The sequence below is a fragment of the Kribbia dieselivorans NBRC 106261 genome, assembly GCF_001552435.1.
GTDB classification, from domain to species: Bacteria; Actinomycetota; Actinomycetes; order Actinomycetales; family Dermatophilaceae; genus Kribbia; species Kribbia dieselivorans.
The window spans coordinates 1-17,275 of the sequence record NZ_BCRE01000109.1 but is presented as its reverse complement, the minus strand read 5'-3'; the positions used below and the strand labels follow the sequence as shown (position 1 = coordinate 17,275).

General features: G+C 67.5%; 17 protein-coding genes. 9 read left to right on the top strand and 8 right to left on the bottom strand.

Features of this window, described 5'->3' with window-relative positions; genetic code table 11:
- Nucleotides 1–204, bottom strand: a complete 204-nt coding sequence (locus tag KD1_RS09905) for an antitoxin (RefSeq protein WP_068401263.1) — start codon at nt 202–204, stop codon at nt 1–3.
- Between the two features lie 127 nt (nt 205–331).
- Here KD1_RS09905 and KD1_RS09900 point away from each other — a divergent pair, with 127 nt between their 5' ends.
- On the top strand, nt 332–871 hold the full coding sequence (locus tag KD1_RS09900) for a TM2 domain-containing protein (RefSeq protein ID WP_245627350.1): 540 nt from the start codon (nt 332–334) through the stop codon (nt 869–871).
- A 48-nt stretch (nt 872–919) separates the two neighbouring features.
- On the opposite strand, the gene KD1_RS09895 is transcribed toward KD1_RS09900, so the two are convergent.
- Complete coding sequence (locus tag KD1_RS09895; RefSeq protein ID WP_068401257.1) at nt 920–3,061, bottom strand: beta-glucosidase; 2,142 nt, start codon at nt 3,059–3,061, stop codon at nt 920–922.
- A gap of 11 nt (nt 3,062–3,072) precedes the next feature.
- Nucleotides 3,073–3,678, bottom strand: a complete 606-nt coding sequence (locus tag KD1_RS09890; RefSeq protein ID WP_068401254.1) for a DUF1269 domain-containing protein — start codon at nt 3,676–3,678, stop codon at nt 3,073–3,075.
- Between the two features lie 175 nt (nt 3,679–3,853).
- On the opposite strand from KD1_RS09890, the gene KD1_RS09885 reads away from it, so the two are divergent.
- The 7 genes from KD1_RS09885 to KD1_RS09860 all read left to right on the top strand — a co-directional run bounded on the left by KD1_RS09885 (nt 3,854) and on the right by KD1_RS09860 (nt 11,968).
- Nucleotides 3,854–5,107: a PucR family transcriptional regulator gene (locus KD1_RS09885; RefSeq protein WP_068401251.1), complete on the top strand. Its 1,254-nt coding sequence runs from the start codon at nt 3,854–3,856 to the stop codon at nt 5,105–5,107.
- 1 nt (nt 5,108) lies between these two features.
- Nucleotides 5,109–5,588: a hypothetical protein gene (locus KD1_RS09880; RefSeq protein ID WP_068401248.1), complete on the top strand. Its 480-nt coding sequence runs from the start codon at nt 5,109–5,111 to the stop codon at nt 5,586–5,588.
- An 89-nt stretch (nt 5,589–5,677) separates the two neighbouring features.
- On the top strand, nt 5,678–6,136 hold the full coding sequence (locus tag KD1_RS09875) for a nucleotidyltransferase family protein (protein ID WP_083542342.1): 459 nt from the start codon (nt 5,678–5,680) through the stop codon (nt 6,134–6,136).
- Nucleotides 6,133–6,471, top strand: coding sequence for a HepT-like ribonuclease domain-containing protein (locus tag KD1_RS16255; RefSeq protein ID WP_083542341.1), 339 nt, complete (start codon nt 6,133–6,135; stop codon nt 6,469–6,471). The genes KD1_RS09875 and KD1_RS16255 overlap by 4 nt, the downstream gene beginning before the upstream one ends.
- A gap of 103 nt (nt 6,472–6,574) precedes the next feature.
- Nucleotides 6,575–9,664 carry a DEAD/DEAH box helicase gene (locus KD1_RS09870; RefSeq protein ID WP_068401270.1) on the top strand — a complete coding sequence of 1,030 codons (3,090 nt, stop codon included), beginning with the start codon at nt 6,575–6,577 and terminating at the stop codon, nt 9,662–9,664.
- A gap of 98 nt (nt 9,665–9,762) precedes the next feature.
- Nucleotides 9,763–11,376: an RNA/DNA-binding domain-containing protein gene (locus KD1_RS09865; protein ID WP_157073278.1), complete on the top strand. Its 1,614-nt coding sequence runs from the start codon at nt 9,763–9,765 to the stop codon at nt 11,374–11,376.
- A 235-nt stretch (nt 11,377–11,611) separates the two neighbouring features.
- Nucleotides 11,612–11,968: an MmcQ/YjbR family DNA-binding protein gene (locus KD1_RS09860; RefSeq protein ID WP_068401239.1), complete on the top strand. Its 357-nt coding sequence runs from the start codon at nt 11,612–11,614 to the stop codon at nt 11,966–11,968.
- Here KD1_RS09860 and KD1_RS16250 read toward each other — a convergent pair whose 3' ends face one another.
- A complete protein-coding gene (locus KD1_RS16250) occupies nt 11,969–13,261 on the bottom strand; it encodes a plasmid pRiA4b ORF-3 family protein (RefSeq protein ID WP_157073277.1) in 1,293 nt (430 codons plus the stop codon).
- Nucleotides 13,262–13,408: 147 nt separating this feature from the next.
- Between KD1_RS16250 and KD1_RS09850 the strand changes: the two genes are divergently transcribed.
- Nucleotides 13,409–14,482, top strand: a complete 1,074-nt coding sequence (locus KD1_RS09850) for a DUF2332 domain-containing protein (protein ID WP_068401236.1) — start codon at nt 13,409–13,411, stop codon at nt 14,480–14,482.
- 67 nt (nt 14,483–14,549) lie between these two features.
- Here KD1_RS09850 and KD1_RS09845 read toward each other — a convergent pair whose 3' ends face one another.
- From KD1_RS09845 to KD1_RS09835, 4 genes are all read right to left on the bottom strand, one after another.
- Entirely contained in the window at nt 14,550–15,389 is an 840-nt protein-coding gene (locus KD1_RS09845) for an Fpg/Nei family DNA glycosylase (RefSeq protein WP_068401234.1), read from the bottom strand.
- Between the two features lie 171 nt (nt 15,390–15,560).
- A complete protein-coding gene (locus tag KD1_RS17660) occupies nt 15,561–15,944 on the bottom strand; it encodes a type II toxin-antitoxin system RelE/ParE family toxin (protein ID WP_083542339.1) in 384 nt (127 codons plus the stop codon).
- The gene (locus KD1_RS09840; protein WP_068401267.1) at nt 15,941–16,231 is read right to left on the bottom strand and encodes a type II toxin-antitoxin system ParD family antitoxin; all 291 of its coding nucleotides are present in this window, start codon (nt 16,229–16,231) and stop codon (nt 15,941–15,943) included. The genes KD1_RS17660 and KD1_RS09840 overlap by 4 nt, the downstream gene beginning before the upstream one ends.
- Nucleotides 16,232–16,331: 100 nt before the next feature.
- The gene (locus KD1_RS09835; protein WP_068401232.1) at nt 16,332–17,177 is read right to left on the bottom strand and encodes a matrixin family metalloprotease; all 846 of its coding nucleotides are present in this window, start codon (nt 17,175–17,177) and stop codon (nt 16,332–16,334) included.
- Nucleotides 17,178–17,275 lie beyond the last annotated feature (98 nt).

The window sequence follows — 17,275 nt, the reverse complement described above, 5'->3', positions numbered from 1 at the left end:
TCAGGGAATGTCGTCGTTCTGACCGTCGAGGTTGTCGAGCGTGTCCTTGGCCTTCTCGACGCCCTGGTCGACCTTGTCGCCGTACTTGCCGCCGGTCTTCTCGTCGATGAGGTCGCCGGCCTTGTCCAGACCCGCACCGATCTTGTCGCCGGCCTTGTCCACGGCGGTGGTGAGCTTGTCCTTCGCGTCATCGAGCAGACCCATGTCAACACTCCTCAGATTCGGACCGGAGCTCCCTGCCCCGGTGCTGCCTCGTCAGCCTAACCGCGCGATCGCGCCGGGCGAGGTTTCACACTTTCCGTTGTCGGTGGCGCCCGATAGAACTGAGCACATGAACGAGTCACAGGCCTACGAGCCTCTCGAGTCCGACCTGCCGCCCTCCAACCGACCGGAGCCCAGTGCGGCAGCTCCTGCGGCACCGGCCCCTCCGCCGCCCGTCTACGCCGCTCCGGCACCGGCGCCAACTCCCCAGCCGTACGCCGCTCCGGCACCCGCGGTTGGGTACACGCCGAACACCTACATGGTCCAGTTGCACGGAGTCGAGCAGGGCCCGTTCCCGTTGGAACACGTGCGTGAGTTGGCCCGCTCGGGTCAGTTGAACGCCTCCGACCCGGTCAGCTTTGCCGGCCAGCCCTGGGTGCCGGCCGCGAGCGCTCCGGGCATCTTCTCTAACAAGAGCTGGATCGCGGCCGTGCTGCTGTCGTTCTTCCTGGGCGGCCTCGGTGTGGACCGCTTCTACCTGGGGTACATCGGTCTCGGCGTGGCCAAGCTGCTGCTCGGCTGGCTGACGCTGGGCATCTGGCCGCTGATCGACTTCATCCTCATCCTGCTGCGCAAGGTGCACGACGCGAACGGCCTCGCCCTGCGCTGACACGGTGACTGGTGAACTCGTCGGGTCGCCGGTTTGCCCACCAGTCACTCACTGTGCCGCGACCGTGAAGCCCCCAGCCGGGTTCGTCACCGCGCTGGAGGTGCCCACGTGCACCGTGAACGTGCCGGCCGGCACGACGAACTCACGCTGCGCGTCACTCCACACCGACAACGGGTGGTTCGTCGCGGCCGGGTCGAGGGTGATCTCGACGTCGGCGCGCGCGCCCGGCTCGAGCGACACCTTCTGGAATCCGACCAGACGCAGCGGCGGCTGACCCGTCTCCGGCGGCAGGCCCAGGTAGACCTGCACGACCTCGGCCCCGGCACGCACACCGGTATTCGTGACGGAGGCGCGCACGGTCACCGGAGTCTCGCCCGGCACCTGCCCGGCCTCGACGGCCAGGTCGTCGACCGCGAACGTCGTGTACGACAATCCGTGCCCGAAGGGGAAGAGCGGCTCGATGCCCTCGGACTGGTACCAGCGGTACCCCATCCGCAAACCCTCGGAGTAGTGCATGGTCGGGTATCCGTCGCCCTCGTCCGTGCCGGGGTAGCGCCGCAGGTCGCCGGCAGTCGGCAGGTCGTCGGCGGACCGGGCGTACGTCGTGGGGAGCTTGCCGCAGGGGTTGGCCGCCCCGAAGAGCAGGTCGGCGACGACGTGGCCATCCTCGGAGCCCTGGTTGAAGGCCTCCAACACGGCCGGCGCCGCGTCGATCCAGGGCATGACGACGGGGTTGCTGTCCTTGAGCACGACGACGGTGCGCGGGTTGGCCGCCAGCAGCGCCTCGATCATCGCGTCCTGCCCGTTGGGCATGTGCAGCGAACCGAGGTCCTCGCCCTCGGTCGCGACCAGGCCGGCCATGACGACGACCGTGTCGGCGCCCCGGGCGGCCTCGACCGCCGCGTCGAGGTCGGCCAGGTCGTCGGCCACGACCTGGAGGTCGACGGTGGCGTTGCCGCCCAACTCGGCGATGACGTCGCGCAGACCCGGCGCGGGATCGACGGTGTAGAGCGGTTTGACCCGCGAGCTGCCGCCGCCGCCGAGGCAGGCGTGCTCGGCGTACGCGGACTGCCCGACCACGACGATCCGGCCTTGGCTCGGGTCGAGCGGGAGCAGTGCCGTGTAGTCGTCGTTCGCGGGCTCGTTCTTGAGCAACACCGCGAACTGGCGCCCGAGAGCGCGAGCGCGCGCGCCGTGCCCGGCCGCGTCGACGGTGCCCGGTTCGTAGGGCCATTCGAACTGCCCGAGCTGGAACATCGCGGAGAAGCGACGCACCAGGGCCCGGTCTATCGCCGCGAGTTCCAGGCTGGTGTCGTTGAGCGCTGCGGTGACATTGGCCTCGCTCAGCCACTTGCCGTCGGGCATCTCGAGGTCGAGACCGGCATGCAGCGCCGGGGCGGCCGAGCGGGCCGACCAGAAGTCCGACTGCACATAGCCGGCGAACCCCCACTCCCGGCGGAGGATGTCGTTGAGGAGGTATCGATTCTCCGTCGCGTAGGTGCCTCGAACCCGGTTGTAGGCGCTCATGATCGCGTGGACACCGCCGTCCTTGACGACCATTTCGAACGGCACGAGGTAGAGCTCGCGCAGCACGCGCTCGTCGACCTCGACGTTGGTGCGGAAGCGCTGCACCTCGGTGTCGTTGACTGCGAAGTGCTTGGCCATCGCGATGATGCCGTGCGCCTGGATCGCCTTGGTCACCTCGACGCCCATCACGCCGGTGAGGTACGGATCCTCGCTGAAGTACTCAAAATTGCGGCCACCGGTGGGCAGTCGGTGCAGGCAGAGCCCGGGACCCTCCAGCACGTGCTGCCCGTAGGTGTGAGTCTCACTGCCGATGATGTCGCCGTAGTCGGCCGCCAGAGCGGGGTCGAACCCGGCCGCCAGGGCAAACGTCATCGGCAGCGAAGTGGCCTCGGGAGAGTCGACCCCGTCACCCATGCCGACACCGACCGGCCCGTTCGTGACACGCATCCGGGGGATGCCGAGGTCATCGTCACCGGCAACGTGGCGCTTGACGTCGAACTGATTGACGTCGGCGTCGGCGATGTTGACGGAGTAGATGTCGATCGTCTCCATGTTGCCGTGCAACTGGGCGATCTTCTGCTCGAGGGACATCGCGGCGACGAGGGCGAGGGCCCGCTCCTGCGGCGCCAGCGAGGGGTCCTGCCATGGGCGGTCGGTGGTCATGTCAGCCGTGCTCAGTCGATGCCGAGCTTGGACTTGAGCGAGGAGACGCGCTCGTCCCAGTTCTCCTTGCGCTCGGCCTTGCGCTGCTCGCGGGCGATGCGGTCGGCCTCCTTCTCGGCCTCGCGGTACGCGTCCTCCGCGGCCTCGAGGTCGGCGAGGACCTCCAGAGCGGGTCGGCGCACGATGGTGCCGCCCAGTTCGGTCATGGCGTTGTCGAGGACCTCGGGGGTGAACTCCTCGACCTCGGCGACGATGGCCGTGCCGCCGGTGGGGATGCCCTTGCTGACCTCACCGAGGAAGCCCACCGCACGGTCGGCGCGGTTGGCGTCGACCGCGCCACCGATGAGCATGCCGCCGGTCCAGCCGAAAAGCACACCGATCGGGCCGCCGAGGATGCCGACCAGGGCACCGATGAGGCCGCCGCCCCACAGGCCGGAGTCGGCGTCGGTGTCGACGCCCTCGGGAATGCTGAGGCGACCGTCCGCGTCACGGGCGACGAGCTGCGCTCCGCGAAGGACGAGGCGGTCGTCGGCCGCGAGGTTCTTGAGGCGGCTAAACGCCTCGTACGCGTTGGAGTGGTCGGAGAACGTGACGAGCAGGGCGTTGTGGTCAGTCATCGGGATGCCTCCTGGGGCCTGGATGAAGTGCCGGGACAGTGCGCGGACAGGCCGCGCTCCTTCACCCTTCCACAGCCAGCAGGCCGGGTCATCGAACAAAACGTCCGGCATGAAGGAGGCTGACTGTGCACTGTGCCCAGCCCCATGTCAGCCCCCGAAAACCTAGGATGACCCCATGGTCGAGGAGGACGTGGTCCGTCGGGTTCTGCAGGCTCTGGACTGGACATCACCGACGCCACCACCCCTGGATGAGCGCACCCAACTCGTGCAGGAGAGCTCGAGTGATGCCTTGGTGCGCTGGATGTCCGGCACGGTGGAGGAGGGGTGCCGGAAGGTCAGCGAGGAGACCGGCGGGGACATGCTCGCGCCGTGGTCGAAGATCCGCACCCTCGCCCACGAGATCTCGGCGACCTTCCTCCTCGATCTCCTCGATGTCCCCGCGCCACCCGAGGAGGTTCGTGGCCGGCTCGAGCGGGAACTCGCCGTGGACATCGTGGCGCGTGACGTGACGGTGACCGGAGTCATCGCCGCGCTGCGTGTGCTCCAAGACCTGTGGCTGACCCAGCTCGTGCAGGCAGCCCTGAGCGTGACCGGCGGATCCGACGCGCTGCCACGCCTGATGAAGGCCGTCTCCGGCGCGGTCGACGCGGCGGTCGATCGGCTCGTGACCGCGATCTCGCAGGAGCGTCGTGTGGTGCTGCAGCAGGGTCGCGCCACCACCCGCGCGACGATCGAGGGATTGGTGTCGGGCGAGCTGCCCGATGAGCAGGTGACATCGGCCTCGCTCGGCATCGACATGGGTGGGTGGCATGTGGGCTGTGTCCTGCACGCGCCGGCGGGGGCGAGCGTCACGCGCAGCGAGGTCGATGCGGCCGTGGCATCGTTCGCCGAGGTCAGCGGGGGTGGGCCGCTGGTGCGGCACGAGACGAGTTCGGGGCAGGTGTGGTTGTGGGCCAGCGGTGACCACACGATCGGCGTGCGTGACTCGAAGGGTCTGCGGATCGACGCTCCGCTCGTGATCGGTCTCGGCGAGCCGCGCGAGGGGTTGACCGGATTTCGGCGCACCCACATCGAGGCCGTCGAGTCGCTGCGCGTCGGCCTGATGTCATCGTCGAAGGTGCCGGTCACCCGCTATCGCGACGTCGGTCTGGAGGCGCTGCTCAGTCGAGATCTCGAGCAGGCCCGCTGGTACGTCGACAGTGAGTTGAACGGGTTGGCCGCCGACACCGCCGAGATGGCCGAACTGCGCCAGACGCTGCGGGTGTACTTCGCGGCGCGCATGCGGATCGCGCCGGCCGCCGAGCAGTTGTTCATCCATCGCAACTCGCTGCGCGACCGGCTGCGACGCATCGAGGACATCCTCGGGTACCAACTCGCCGACCGTTCCGCCGACTGCCAGGCCGCGCTGCGACTGAGTGATCTGATCTGACATGCACGACTTCGCCCACGATGCCCGCGAGATGCTGTACGCCTCGATCACCGGAGTCGCGGCCCTCGTCACCTTGTACGTGTACGTCGACCAGGTCACCGGGCGCGCGGCGGCGGGCAGTTTGGTCACCACGATGTGGGGCCTGTTCCTGGCCAGTCTGGTCGCCGACACGATCGTGCATGTACCGAAGGAGGACGGTCCGCCCGAGCCCACGGTCATGCGCCGGGTCCTGCGGGTGGCCGGGCGGGCGTTGGAGGTCTCGGTCCTGCCGACGGTGATCCTGCTGTTGGCCGACACCGGGTTGTGGTCGGTGCGCACGGCGTTGATTCTCGCGATCGTGACGTTGACGGTGACGCAGTTGATCATCGTGCTGTTGAGTCAGCGCGGTGCCGACACGACGCCATGGCAGAAGCTCTGGTACCTGGTGCTGCAGAGCGCGGCGATCGCGGCGGTGGTGCTGTTCAAGGTGTTGGTGCACTGAGGGAGTCCTCTCCCCCCTGCGACTGCCTCTGGCAGACCACCCGACGTGCGCGACACCGTCTAATATCACGCTGTTGATATACTCGCGCCATGATCTCTAACGGGGCCAGGTTGCGAGCGCGCCGGGCGACGATGGGGTTAACGCAATCGGCGGCCGCTGCTGCCGCCTCAGTGAGCCAATCCAACTGGTCGGCCCATGAATCCGGTGCTCGCACACTCACAGAGGCAATGCTGTCGAAACTGTCGTCTGCCATCGGGTTTCGCCCCTCCATTGCGGCGCGTGTGCACCGGGACCGAATCACGGAGATCTGTGCCAAGCACCGGGCCAGTGACCCGCGACTGTTTGGTTCTGTGGCCCGAGGCACGGACACTGTGGACTCGGACATCGACGTCGTGGTCGCTGCCGAGCCGGGAATGACGATGTTCGACCTCATCGCCTTGGAGGCCGAACTCGAAGCACTCTGCGGAGTCGCGGTTGATGTTGTTACGCAAGGCGCGCTCCGAACCGCAGGCGAGTCCTGGTCCCTGCTTGAATCGGTCGCGGTGTGAGCGTTTCAGATCGAGACCGAGCGGTACTGGAGGACATCCGGTCCTTCGGTCGGGAGGCCGAGGAGTTGGTCTCACGTGGGTGGCCTGCGTACGACGGTGACGTCATGCTGCAGCGGGCAGCACAAATGATCTGTGTCAATCTCGGAGAGGCGGCAAAACGGCTGAGCCTGGAAGTCGTGGAGTTACACCCTGATATCCGATTCGGTCTCATGATCGCGCTGCGAGACAAGGTCGCACACGGTTACCGGATTGTCGATCCACAGGTGATCTGGGACACCATCGCCACCGCGGTTCCCGAGGACATCGCCCGAGTCGAGGTTCTTCTGCGCCGCTGACTACCGGACAACGGAGCCCCTCCTTGGGCAGATTGTGTGACTCGACGGTCCGCTGTCGGCCAGGCCTGGCAAGCTTGCGCGCGTGAGCGACCCGGGAAGCGATCTGCCAGAAGGACTCTACGAGAGCCCGATCACGCGTGCCCTGGCGGAGCGGCTGGCTCACCTGGCAGATGTCAAAGTCGAACACAGCAGCATCGACGCGGCGGACGAACCCGAGGTGCTGGCCAGGCACGTGCGGGACGTGACCTTGCGAGCCCTCCGTCAAGAGCGAGATGGTGAACGCCGCCTGACACTGGTCAACCGGCTCGTGGCGGAGCTCGGTGCGCTCGAGGACGAACTCACACCGGCGGGGCAGTTGCTGTCTCTGTCCACGCCGAGCGCACCTGGGCACCGCGTGCGCTCGCTGACCGAGCGGCCCGCGACCCCGCTGTCCGACGCAGCGCTGTTGACCAACGCGCCCGGCGAGCCCGGTGTGGGTCATGAGATCCGGGCCGAGTTGGCGAGCGCCGATCGCGTCGACATCATCATGGCGTTCGTCAAGTGGTACGGATTGCGGCTCTTCGAAGACCGGCTCACGACGCTCCGAGATCAGGGAGTGCCGCTGCGCATCATCACGACGACGTACATGGGCGCGACCGAGCGGGCCGCTCTCGATCGCCTCGTACGGGACTTTGGCGCCGAGGTCAAGGTGCAGTTCGACGCGCAGCGCACCCGCCTCCACGCCAAGGCCTGGCTCTTCCGACGCAACACCGGGTTCGACACCGCCTATGTGGGCTCGAGCAACCTCTCGCGGGCCGCGATGCTCGACGGCGTGGAGTGGAACGTGCGTCTGTCGGCCGTCTCGAATCCGCCACTCCTGCAGAAGTTCCTCGCGACCTTCGACAGCTATTGGAATGACGCCACCTTCGAGCGATACGACCCGGACGTCGACCGGGACAAACTCGATGACGCGTTGTCCGAGGCGGCCGGCACACGGCTTCACGACCGCGTGACCCTGACCCTGTCCGGTCTCGAGGTGCGCCCATACCCCTATCAGCAGGAGATGCTCGACCAACTCGAGGTGGAGCGCGTCGTGCACGACCGCCACCGCAACCTCGTGGTGGCGGCCACCGGAACCGGCAAGACGGTCATCGCCGCGCTCGATTACCAGCGGCTGGCTTCCGACTACCCGACCCTGCCTCGCCTGCTGTTCGTCGCACACCGGCGCGAGATCCTCCTCCAATCCCTGCGGACCTACCGCGAGGTGCTGGGCGATGCGAACTTCGGGGAGTTGTACGTCGACGGTCATCGGCCGGAGCGCTGGGAACATGTTTTCGCGTCCGTGCAGTCGCTGACCTCGTATGGCATCGCCAACGTCCCCGCGGACGCCTTCGACGTGGTCGTCATCGACGAATTCCACCACGCCGAGGCGACGACGTATCGGCGGATTCTCGATCACCTCACCCCGCGCGAACTCCTGGGGCTGACCGCGACCCCCGAGCGCGGTGACGGCCTAGACGTGCGGTCCTTCTTCGATGGCCGCACGGCGGCCGAACTGCGCCTGTGGGATGCGCTCAAGGCCGATCTACTCACGCCGTTCCACTACTTCGCGGTCGCGGACGGGATGGACATGACGCGCGTGGGTTGGCGCGCGGGGGCCTATGACACGGCGGCGTTGTCGACCTTGTTCACCGGCAACGACGCTCGCGCGCGGATCATCGTTCGGGCGGTCCGCGACAAGGTCGCCGACCTGACTGGCATGAAGGCCCTCGCGTTCTGCGTCTCCCGCGATCACGCGCGCTACATGACGCGGGTCTTCAACGATGTCGGGATCCGGGCCGCGACGGTCCTAGGGGAGACCAACTCCGTCGAACGGGACTCCGCAGTGCAGGACCTTCGAGATGGCGTCGTGCAGGTCATCTTCACCGTGGACGTGTTCAACGAGGGCGTCGATGTCCCGGCGATCAACACGGTTCTCTTTCTCCGCCCGACGGAGAGTTCGACGATCTTCCTTCAACAGCTGGGTCGAGGCCTGCGGCGGGCCAAGGACAAAGCCGTCCTGACGGCGCTCGACTTCGTCGGTCATCACCGCAAGGAGTTCAGTTTTGCCCAGCGATTCCGGGCGATGACCGGCAGCACCCGCGCCGAGTTGAAGCGCGATATCGAGCATGGCTTTCCGTTCTTGCCGGCGGGCACGCAGATCCTGCTCGATCGCCAGAGCCAGCACCTCGTGCTCGAGAACATCAAGAGCCAAGTGGTGCAGCGCTGGCCCGCCATCACAGCGGAGCTTCGTGCCCACCCGACCGCGGATCTCGCCACGTTCCTCGACGATTCTGGCGTCGAACTCGCCGACGTCGTGCGCAGCGATCGCTCGTGGGCCCGCCTGCGTCGTGAGGCGGGACTTCCCGTGCCGGCCGGCGGGCCCCACGAAACGGCGCTCCTCAAACGCGTTCGCGCCCTGAGCCACGTCGATGATCGGGACCGAGCCGTGGCGTACCTGTCTTGGCTGAGCGACGACGCGCCCGCCTACGAGGACGCCGATCCCGTGCTGCAGGCCTACGGGCGCATGCTCTTCTTCTCGCTGTGGCCCGATGGTGGCGGGTTCGACTCCTACGCCGCCGGCCTCACGGCGCTCCGAGGCGAATCGGCCGCCCGGGAGGATCTGCGCTCCGTCATCGCCCTCGGTCTACATGGCGCGACACGGGTCGTCACACGGCTCCACGGCGAACTCGGCCTGCGCCCGCTGCGCGTGCACGCGCGGTACACCCGTGAGGAGATCGTCTCCGCGCTGGACTACGTGTCGATCGACGGGCGCAAGGCCAACAGTTTCCGGGAGGGTGTGCTCTACTCGGCAGCGGCCAACGCCGACGCGTTCCTGGTCACGCTGCACAAGTCGGAGGCGGAGTACTCGCCGACGACGATGTATCAGGACTACGCGATCAGCCCCGACCTGTTCCACTGGGAGTCGCAGTCGGGAACGGCAGTGGCCTCGCCCACCGGACAGCGCTACCTGAACCACCGCGCGAGCGGGTCGCATGTCCTCCTCTTCAGCCGCGAGCGCAAGGTCTCCGCCTTCGGTACCGGAGCGCCGTATCTCTTCCTCGGCGAGGCGGACTACGTCGAGCATCGCGGTGAGCGTCCCATCGCCATCACCTGGCATCTGCGGACGCCCATGCCGGCGGCCGACTTCGCCGCCGCCAGTGTGGCCGTGTAGCGGGTGGGTCTGGCAGAAAGTTATGACCATCGGGGCCGAACCGGCCTTGGCCATAATTAATCTCGAAGTGAGTTCTAATCGTGTGCCATGTTGGCGCGGTGACCATAAGTTTCGGCGCCGATCCGGAGGAGGTGGTCAAGAAGCTCGCCGGCGAGGCGGCGTGCATGGCCAACACTCCCGGCGGCGGAGCCCTGATCGTCGGCATTGCCGACGACGGCACCCTGATCGGCACTGAGCTCGATGCCGAATGGTTGCGTCAGCGGATCTATGAGGTGACCCGACGCCTGCTGACGGTCGACGCCTACGCGGTGACCGTCCGCGAAACCCGTCTCATGGTCATCGTCTCGCCCAGTGCCGTTGAACCCGTACGCATCAACGAGCGCATCGTTTGGCGTGTGAACGACAACTGCGTGGAAGTGGACGCCGCGACGTGGCACGCCCGGCGGATGGAGACCCTGAACTATGACTGGTCTGCGGCCGAATCCACGACCCCCATCACGGCGGCGCGTCAACAGGCCTTGGCTGTCGCACGCGACTTCCTTTCGGCCAATGGAGGCTCCGAGGCCGAGGAGTTGGCGAAAGCGACCGACGCCCAACTCCTGCGTCGACTCAATGTCGTCACGCACGACGGGCTGCTCACCAACGCGGGAGTGCTGGCATTCGTCGGGCGATCCAGCCCATCACTGGACTACATCCACCGCGACTACAGCGGCGGCGACAGTACGGCTCGCGTGCGCCGACCGGACCGTTCGCTGCTGGAGGAGCTGTCCGAAGTCTTCCTCACGATGGAGGCGCACAATGCGACCCGGCACGTACAGGTCGGTCTGGTGGTTCGCCAAGTCCGAGACATCCCCGCACTGGCCGCTCGCGAGGCCGTGGTCAATGGTGTCGCGCACCGCGAGTGGGGTTCACCGCAGCCCACCACCGTCGAGCACATCGGCCGGACCATTCGGGTCACGAGCCCCGGCGGCTTCTTCGGCGGGGTAAACGAATCGAACATCATCACCCACCCATCCCAGTCCCGTAATCCTGCACTCACCCAACTGCTCGCCGACTTGCGTGTCGCGGAACGCGAAGGGATCGGCGTGGATCGGATGGTCAGAGAGATGGTGCGAATTGGCCATCAGCCACCCGTCATCCGGGAGATCACCGGACCGTTCGTGCGCACCTCCTTGGTCGGCGACGCACTCGATGAGCCCTGGATCGCGTGGCTCAGCCTGATCGAGCCGCCGGAGGAGTCGGCCGATGTCTCCTCCCTGCTTCTGCTTCAGCGCCTGCTCGCTGACGGGTGGGTCGATGAGCAGCAGGCAGTGTCGCTGATTCAACTCCCGGTCGCCGAAACACGGGGCGCGATTCGCAAGCTTGCACGCGCCCACATCACCGGGCTGCCCATCGTGCAGACCATCGAGGGGCCCCCCGATGGCACACCCCAGGTGTGGCGCCTGACCGATGCCGCGCTCGACGCCCTCCTCAACCTGGATCGAACCACCGGCCATGTACGTCACCTGCCGTCTCGCGCCGAAGTCGCGATGTCGTATGCCAAGGCCAGGGGTCGGATCAGTACCACCGAACTTGGTGCTCTTGTGGGCGCCAGGGGCACGAACGTGGGTTCCATCCTGAAGGACCTCGCTCGTGACGGCGTGCTGGCCCCGTCGAACCCCACCGGGCGCGGGCGCGGGTTCTTCTACCGCTGGGTACCCGACACTCCGTAGTTCAGCACGCCGCGACCGCGCTCCCCACAAGCGCCTGACCTGGCCGTGTTCATCCGGCCGCGCTTCGAACGGAACCGCGGCGGGACGATCGTTCTCCAGTGGTGCGCGGGATTCTATCCGCGCAAAGGGCAGTGACAGGTGACGAACGTCCATTCCTCTGCCGAATCCGAGCACCGAATGACCGGATAGGGTTTCGAACGCAAGGGCAGCGGTACTGACGAAGGAGTCCCACACCATGAGCGCCGACGCGATCCGTGAGCACGCACTGTCCTTGCCCGGTGCTTGGCCCGACGAACCCTGGGAGGGCGATCTCGTCGCCAAGGTCGGCCCCGGCGAGAAGGGCAAGATCTTCGCCTTCCTCGGCGAGCGCAGCGTGGGCGTCAAGGTCGGAGCCACCCGCGAGGAGGCTGACGAGTGGCTCACCCGCTACCCCGACGACGCCAGCGTCATGGCCTACATCGGGCGCCACGGGTGGAACACCCTGGCCATCGGCGGTGCGATCCAGCTCGGAGAACTGCTTGAGGCCATCGACGAGTCGTACGCCCAGGTCGTGGCCAAGCTGCCGAAGAAGGACCGTCCGACGAGCGAGTGATCAGGTGCGCCGGATCGCCGCTCGCGCCGTGGCCGCGATGGCCGGGTCGACCTTCGATGGCGCACGCCAGCCTCGTCGCACCCGCCCCGCCAGAATTTCGAGCACATCAAGGGTCGGGCTATCCCCGGACGGCGGCTCATCGGGGAATCCAGCAATCCGCCAGCCGAGCGTGAACATCAGGTCACCCACCACACCATCCCAGTCGGAGGCCGGCACCCCGCTCCCCGCCACCGCCAGGGTCAGCCACCCGGCCTCGCGCGCTGCGTCCTTGCCCAGCGGCAGCCGCGACACGATGTGCCGCCACAGCGCGACCGGATTCTCCCGGATTCGGGCGACCGCAGCCGTCGGCGCGAGCCGCCCCTTGCGCACCGACACGAGACCGAGGGCGCGGGCGGTTTCCCGAATATCCGTCACCGGCGGCGTCTGGTCCTCGCGGTTCGCCTGGCCGATCCACCATTGACGGAGCCCCGTTTGGTCGGCGATCGTGCGCACCACCGCCGGGGGCAGCCTGCCTGCCGCCGTCAACGAGACTCCGTCGGCGACGATGTCGAGGAAGATGCGGTACGTCTCGGTCAACCGTGCCGCGTCAGCCTCGCTCACCTCGGCCGGTTCGTACGACATCGGTTGGGTGAGCGCGATCCGGAGTGTGCGGTTGCCCATGTACTCCAGCCGCGCGGCGATGTCGGCCAGTTCGCCGGTGACCGGTGCCGGCTCGGACGAGGCCACCACGAGCGCCGCCTGGGTCTGCGCGAGATCGAAGTGGTCGGGGTGCCAGTCGGGCGGCAGCCACTGCCGCGCGTGGGCGGCGTTGTCGAACGCGGGTGGCAGCCTGGCGTCGCTGTAGCCGCTCCGCACCCACTCCGCCAGCGCCTCGTAGCCGGGGATTCCGCCGCAGTCCTCGGGCGGGCAGGCCATCTCACCGGCCAAGCAGATCGGGGCGGAGGGCGGATCGGCCAGGACCTCCTCGACGACCAGTCGGTGGTTCCACCCGTCGCCGAAGTCGTACTCGTACCAGAGGGCGTCGCCCTCGCGCGTGATGACCTGGTCGAGTCGCACGTCATCCTCCAGAAGCCCGTCTTCGCCCTCTTGGACGTCGAAGACCGTGAGGAAATGCGGCGATCCGTAATCGTCACCCGTTCGGAAGCGGTGCAGGTGACTGTCGGCCCATCCCATGGCCGCTTGGATCACATCGTGCAACGTGGGCAGCGTGATGTCACCGGGCAGGTCGAGTCGCCGCCACACGACGGGCATCGTGTCCAGGAGGTCGAGGCGCACCCGAAATCCGCGGAGCATCGTGGGGACCCGGCCGAGGGTGGGCGGAGGTTTGGGTTCGAACACCCTGACAGTCAAGCAGTGATTCGGGACGCGAAGTAGTCCCAATGCGGACTACCGTCCTCGCATGCACCGATTCATGACCACACGCCGTCGCCGGGCCCGGCGATGACCGACGCCGACTCCGCCGAGGTGGTGCGTCAACGCTGCCACGACTTCACGGTCATGCACACCGAGGTGCCGATCTACGCCCGAATCGTCGCCGGCATGGCGGCTGACGACGACGCGATCGCGCTGCTGCGCCACGCCGCCAAGGGTCAGGCACGCCCGGTGCTGTTGCTCGCCGCGCTGCACGAGCTGACGATGCGCCACCCGGAGACGCCCGCCGCAGCCTGGTTCTTGCCCGGCGCGGCCGGCGACGGCGACCCCTGGCCCGATGTACGACGCTCCGTCGAGGACCACTGGGACGAACTGCGCTCCGTCGTGGCGACCCGCACGACCCAGACCAATGAGGTCAACCGCGCCACCTACGTGCGGGCCATGCTCTCGCGCGCGGCCGCCGACCTCCCGGACGTGCCCCTGACGGTCGTCGAACTTGGCGCGAGTGCCGGATTCCTCCTCGGATTCGATGGGTACCGCGTGCGCGTGGGTGACGTGACCGTCGGGCCGTCGGGTTCTCTGGTCGAATGCGTGGCGGAGAACCGTGGCGCGCCGGTGCGGTTGGATCTCCCGCCGATCGCCGCGCGGGTCGGGATCGATGCGAACCCCGTCGGGCCCCACGATGACGCCGCCCTGCGCTGGCTGCGCGCCTGCATCTGGCCGGAGATGCCCGGGCGCCTCGAGCGCTTCGACGCCGCGGTCGCGCACCTGCGCAACGATCCTCCGCACGTGGTGCGGGCCGACATGGTCGACGGGCTCGCGCCGGTCATTGCGGAGCGCCGTGCGGCCGGGTCACATCTCGTCGTGTTCTCGTCGTGGGCCTTGACGTACGTGGCGCGGGCGCGGCGCACCGGTGTCGCCGACGTGCTCGCTGAGGCCGCGACCGACGGGCCGGTGAGTTGGGTGACGGCCGAGCCTCCGGGGTGTGTGCCGGGGTTGCCCGATCAGGACGTGCTGGACGGCGACGACCGGCTCACGGCCACGGTTGTCGGAGCGCGGAGTTGGCGCGACGGCCGCGAAATGCCGGCGCAGGTGTGGGGCACCGTCCACGGGCACGGCAACTGGATCGACTTCACGCGCTGACCTCGATCGCGGTGTCTAGGTCTGTCTAGTGACTTCACTAGATGATGCAATAACGCCGTATCGCTCGTCAGTCGCGGACGACGCGGCGCCGCGAGCGCGGCTGACAAGTGCGGCACCAGAAGAGGTTGCGCCCACTGAGCTCCGTGCGTGAGACGGGCGTGCCGCAGACCAGGCAGGGCTGGCCCTCGCGGCGGTAGACGTAGACCTCGCCACCGTGCTTGTCGACGCGGGGCGGGCGGTCCATGGCCTCGGGGGTGTGCTCGGGGTAGACGGTGTCGATGCGTCCGTCACGCACGCCGAGCGGCATGAGCGTGACGAAGTCGTCCCAGATGTCCTCGAACTCGGTGCGGCGAAGGAACTTGCCGCTCATGAACGGATCGACGTGGTGCCGGTAGAGCGCTTCGGCCCGGTAGATGTTGCCCACGCCCGCGAACACCTTCTGGTCGGTACACAGCAGGGCAATCGGGGAGGCCGAGCGGTGGATGCGGGCCCATGCCTTCTCTGGGTCCGCGTCCGGGCGCAGCGGGTCGGGGCCGAGGGCGTCGGTGATCGTCGCGATCTCGGTGTCGGAGCGCAGTTGGCAGACGTTCGGTCCGCGCAGGTCCATGGTGAAGGGGTCGTCGCCGGTCGACAGGCGCCAGCGGATCGCGCCGGTCTGCGGCGGGTCGACCTCGTTGGCGAAGAAGAACTTGCCGAGCAGCCCGAGGTGGATGTTCACCCGCTTCGGGACGTCCTCGAACCCGACGAACATGTGCTTGCCGTAGGCCTCGGCGCGCTCGAAGACGCGGCCGTCCAGTTCGGCGGCATCTGAGAACACGCCCTGTGGGGAGGTGGACCGTACCGGGTGGCCGCCGAACCGGTCGTTGAGGATCCCGGCGATGCGGTGCGTGACGTGACCTTCGGGCATCGCACCAACCTATCCGTGGACGGCCCGCGCCATGAGGCACCGGCCGGAGCGAGCGTCACAGGAACGGGGCCTCCGTCGCAGGAAACAACCTGCGATGCTCGCACCCAAACGGTGACGCTCACGGGTTGTGTGGCGCTCGTCAACCCTTGGGACCCCACGCCTCGTGCCAGGTCATCGTTGCTCAGCCTGGTCGGCTACAGCCCATGACGAGCCCGATTCAAGATGACGATGAAGCTCCATGGCGTCATGGAGCACACGACCGATCACGACGAGGTCCTGATCAAGCCGATAGACCAAGAAGTGTCGCGGCCTATGCACCGGGCCTGCCAAGCTGCGGTCGCGGCTGCGACGTAGATGCCACGAATAGACATCCTTGCCAAGTTCCGGTCGAGGCGTGCCGCCAAGCCCGCCAGCGCTGTCCGCGACATCTCGCAAAGCGGCAGCAATGAGTGCCTCATAACGCAGGCCAGCCCCTGCACCGAAGTGCTCGTGCGACCAGGCCAAGATGTCAACAATGTCGGCCTGCGCCGACTGAGTCAGTCGGACCTGCCTCATCCGTCTGCATTCACCCGGTCAGCAGCTATCCGTCCCAGTTCAGCGATGAAGGTCCTGATCTCAGCGTCTGCCACATCGTCATAACGACCGCTGGCCGCATCGGTCCAGCCCTGCTCGGCAGCCGCACGAAGTGCCTCCAGCTTGGCTGCATCCTCCAGAGCACGTTGCTCGACCAATCGCAAACCGTCGCGGAGCACCTCACTCGCGTTCTGGTAGCGGCCCGAACGCACCAACTCCTCGACCAGTTCATACTGATGGTCACTCAAGACGACGTTACGCGTTGGCATGGTCATCTCCTCCCGGCTGACAGCCCGAAACCTTCGTTGGCATTTTATGCCATTTCGCGCGAGTGTGTGAAGTCATCCCTGCTGTTGTCCGGCAGTGTGCTCAGTCGGTGAAGCACGGACCCAAGCCGAGCTGCCGAAGACCTTCGAGGTCTCCGCGGCGGAATGCCCTCTGACCGGTGTTCTGCTCGTGCATCAGGTGGTCCGCCGCTGGCACGTGGTCCAGGCCGACGAGGTGGCCGAACTCATGCATGACGATCGCCCGAGCGTCGGCCCACCCGTCGCTCCCCTGCATCAGGTCACGGATCTGGGGGCCGTCGAGAGCGACCATGCCGCTGACCCAGTGCTGCTGCGCGGCGGTGTAATACGGAGCCCCGATCGGCCCGGCGAACCCGGCGACGTCGCCCTGCAGTCGTGGGGCCGCGAAGGGATCCGTCCACGCGACGAGGACGGGTGACCATCGGTTCCCGTACCGAGCCTCATCCACGGGGGCACGTCGCTCGTCTGGTGTCTCCGTGGTCTGGCCTTCGATGACGAACTGCAGACCCGTGGCCGAGCTCACCGAATCAATCGCCTCCCGAAGCAGCCGATCAGCCCCCTTGGGAGCCTGCGCGTTGTTGATCACCACGTGGATCGGACGGCACGGGTCCCAGGCGATGGGCCGCCCATCGGCTCCCGCAACGGTACCCATGAACGAGAAGTCGGTCGAAGACGAGGGCTTCGGCCCGGGGGTACCCAGCGGCTCGGTTGCGGCGTCCTCCGGAGCCGGAGGCCAGATACCGCTCGTGTTGGTGCGCTTGCCGCCCGCCAGGGGAGCCGCGTTCCCGAAGGTGAAAATGTCCGAGCCCACCGCCGGGGCTGCACCGACCACCGAGGGGCCGGTCCCGAAGATCAGCGGCCGAACGTACAGGGCCGCCGTCACCAGAACGAGCGCGACGCCCAGCGTCACGGCGCTGTTGCCACGACCACGGCGAGACCTGCGCGGTGCCGTTCGGCGCCGGCGTCGCCGTGCGGCTCGCGGAGCGACAGGGGCGGGCCGGGTCGCCC

Coding starts and splice junctions, on each gene's coding strand:
- KD1_RS09905 (WP_068401263.1), bottom strand. CDS start 204: ATGGGTCTGCTCGATGACGCGAAGGACAAGCTCACCACCGCCGTGGAC.
- KD1_RS09900 (WP_245627350.1), top strand. CDS start 332: ATGAACGAGTCACAGGCCTACGAGCCTCTCGAGTCCGACCTGCCGCCC.
- KD1_RS09895 (WP_068401257.1), bottom strand. CDS start 3,061: ATGACCACCGACCGCCCATGGCAGGACCCCTCGCTGGCGCCGCAGGAG.
- KD1_RS09890 (WP_068401254.1), bottom strand. CDS start 3,678: ATGACTGACCACAACGCCCTGCTCGTCACGTTCTCCGACCACTCCAAC.
- KD1_RS09885 (WP_068401251.1), top strand. CDS start 3,854: ATGGTCGAGGAGGACGTGGTCCGTCGGGTTCTGCAGGCTCTGGACTGG.
- KD1_RS09880 (WP_068401248.1), top strand. CDS start 5,109: ATGCACGACTTCGCCCACGATGCCCGCGAGATGCTGTACGCCTCGATC.
- KD1_RS09875 (WP_083542342.1), top strand. CDS start 5,678: ATGATCTCTAACGGGGCCAGGTTGCGAGCGCGCCGGGCGACGATGGGG.
- KD1_RS09860 (WP_068401239.1), top strand. CDS start 11,612: ATGAGCGCCGACGCGATCCGTGAGCACGCACTGTCCTTGCCCGGTGCT.
- KD1_RS16250 (WP_157073277.1), bottom strand. CDS start 13,261: ATGCTCCGCGGATTTCGGGTGCGCCTCGACCTCCTGGACACGATGCCC.
- KD1_RS09850 (WP_068401236.1), top strand. CDS start 13,409: ATGACCGACGCCGACTCCGCCGAGGTGGTGCGTCAACGCTGCCACGAC.
- KD1_RS09845 (WP_068401234.1), bottom strand. CDS start 15,389: ATGCCCGAAGGTCACGTCACGCACCGCATCGCCGGGATCCTCAACGAC.
- KD1_RS17660 (WP_083542339.1), bottom strand. CDS start 15,944: ATGAGGCAGGTCCGACTGACTCAGTCGGCGCAGGCCGACATTGTTGAC.
- KD1_RS09840 (WP_068401267.1), bottom strand. CDS start 16,231: ATGCCAACGCGTAACGTCGTCTTGAGTGACCATCAGTATGAACTGGTC.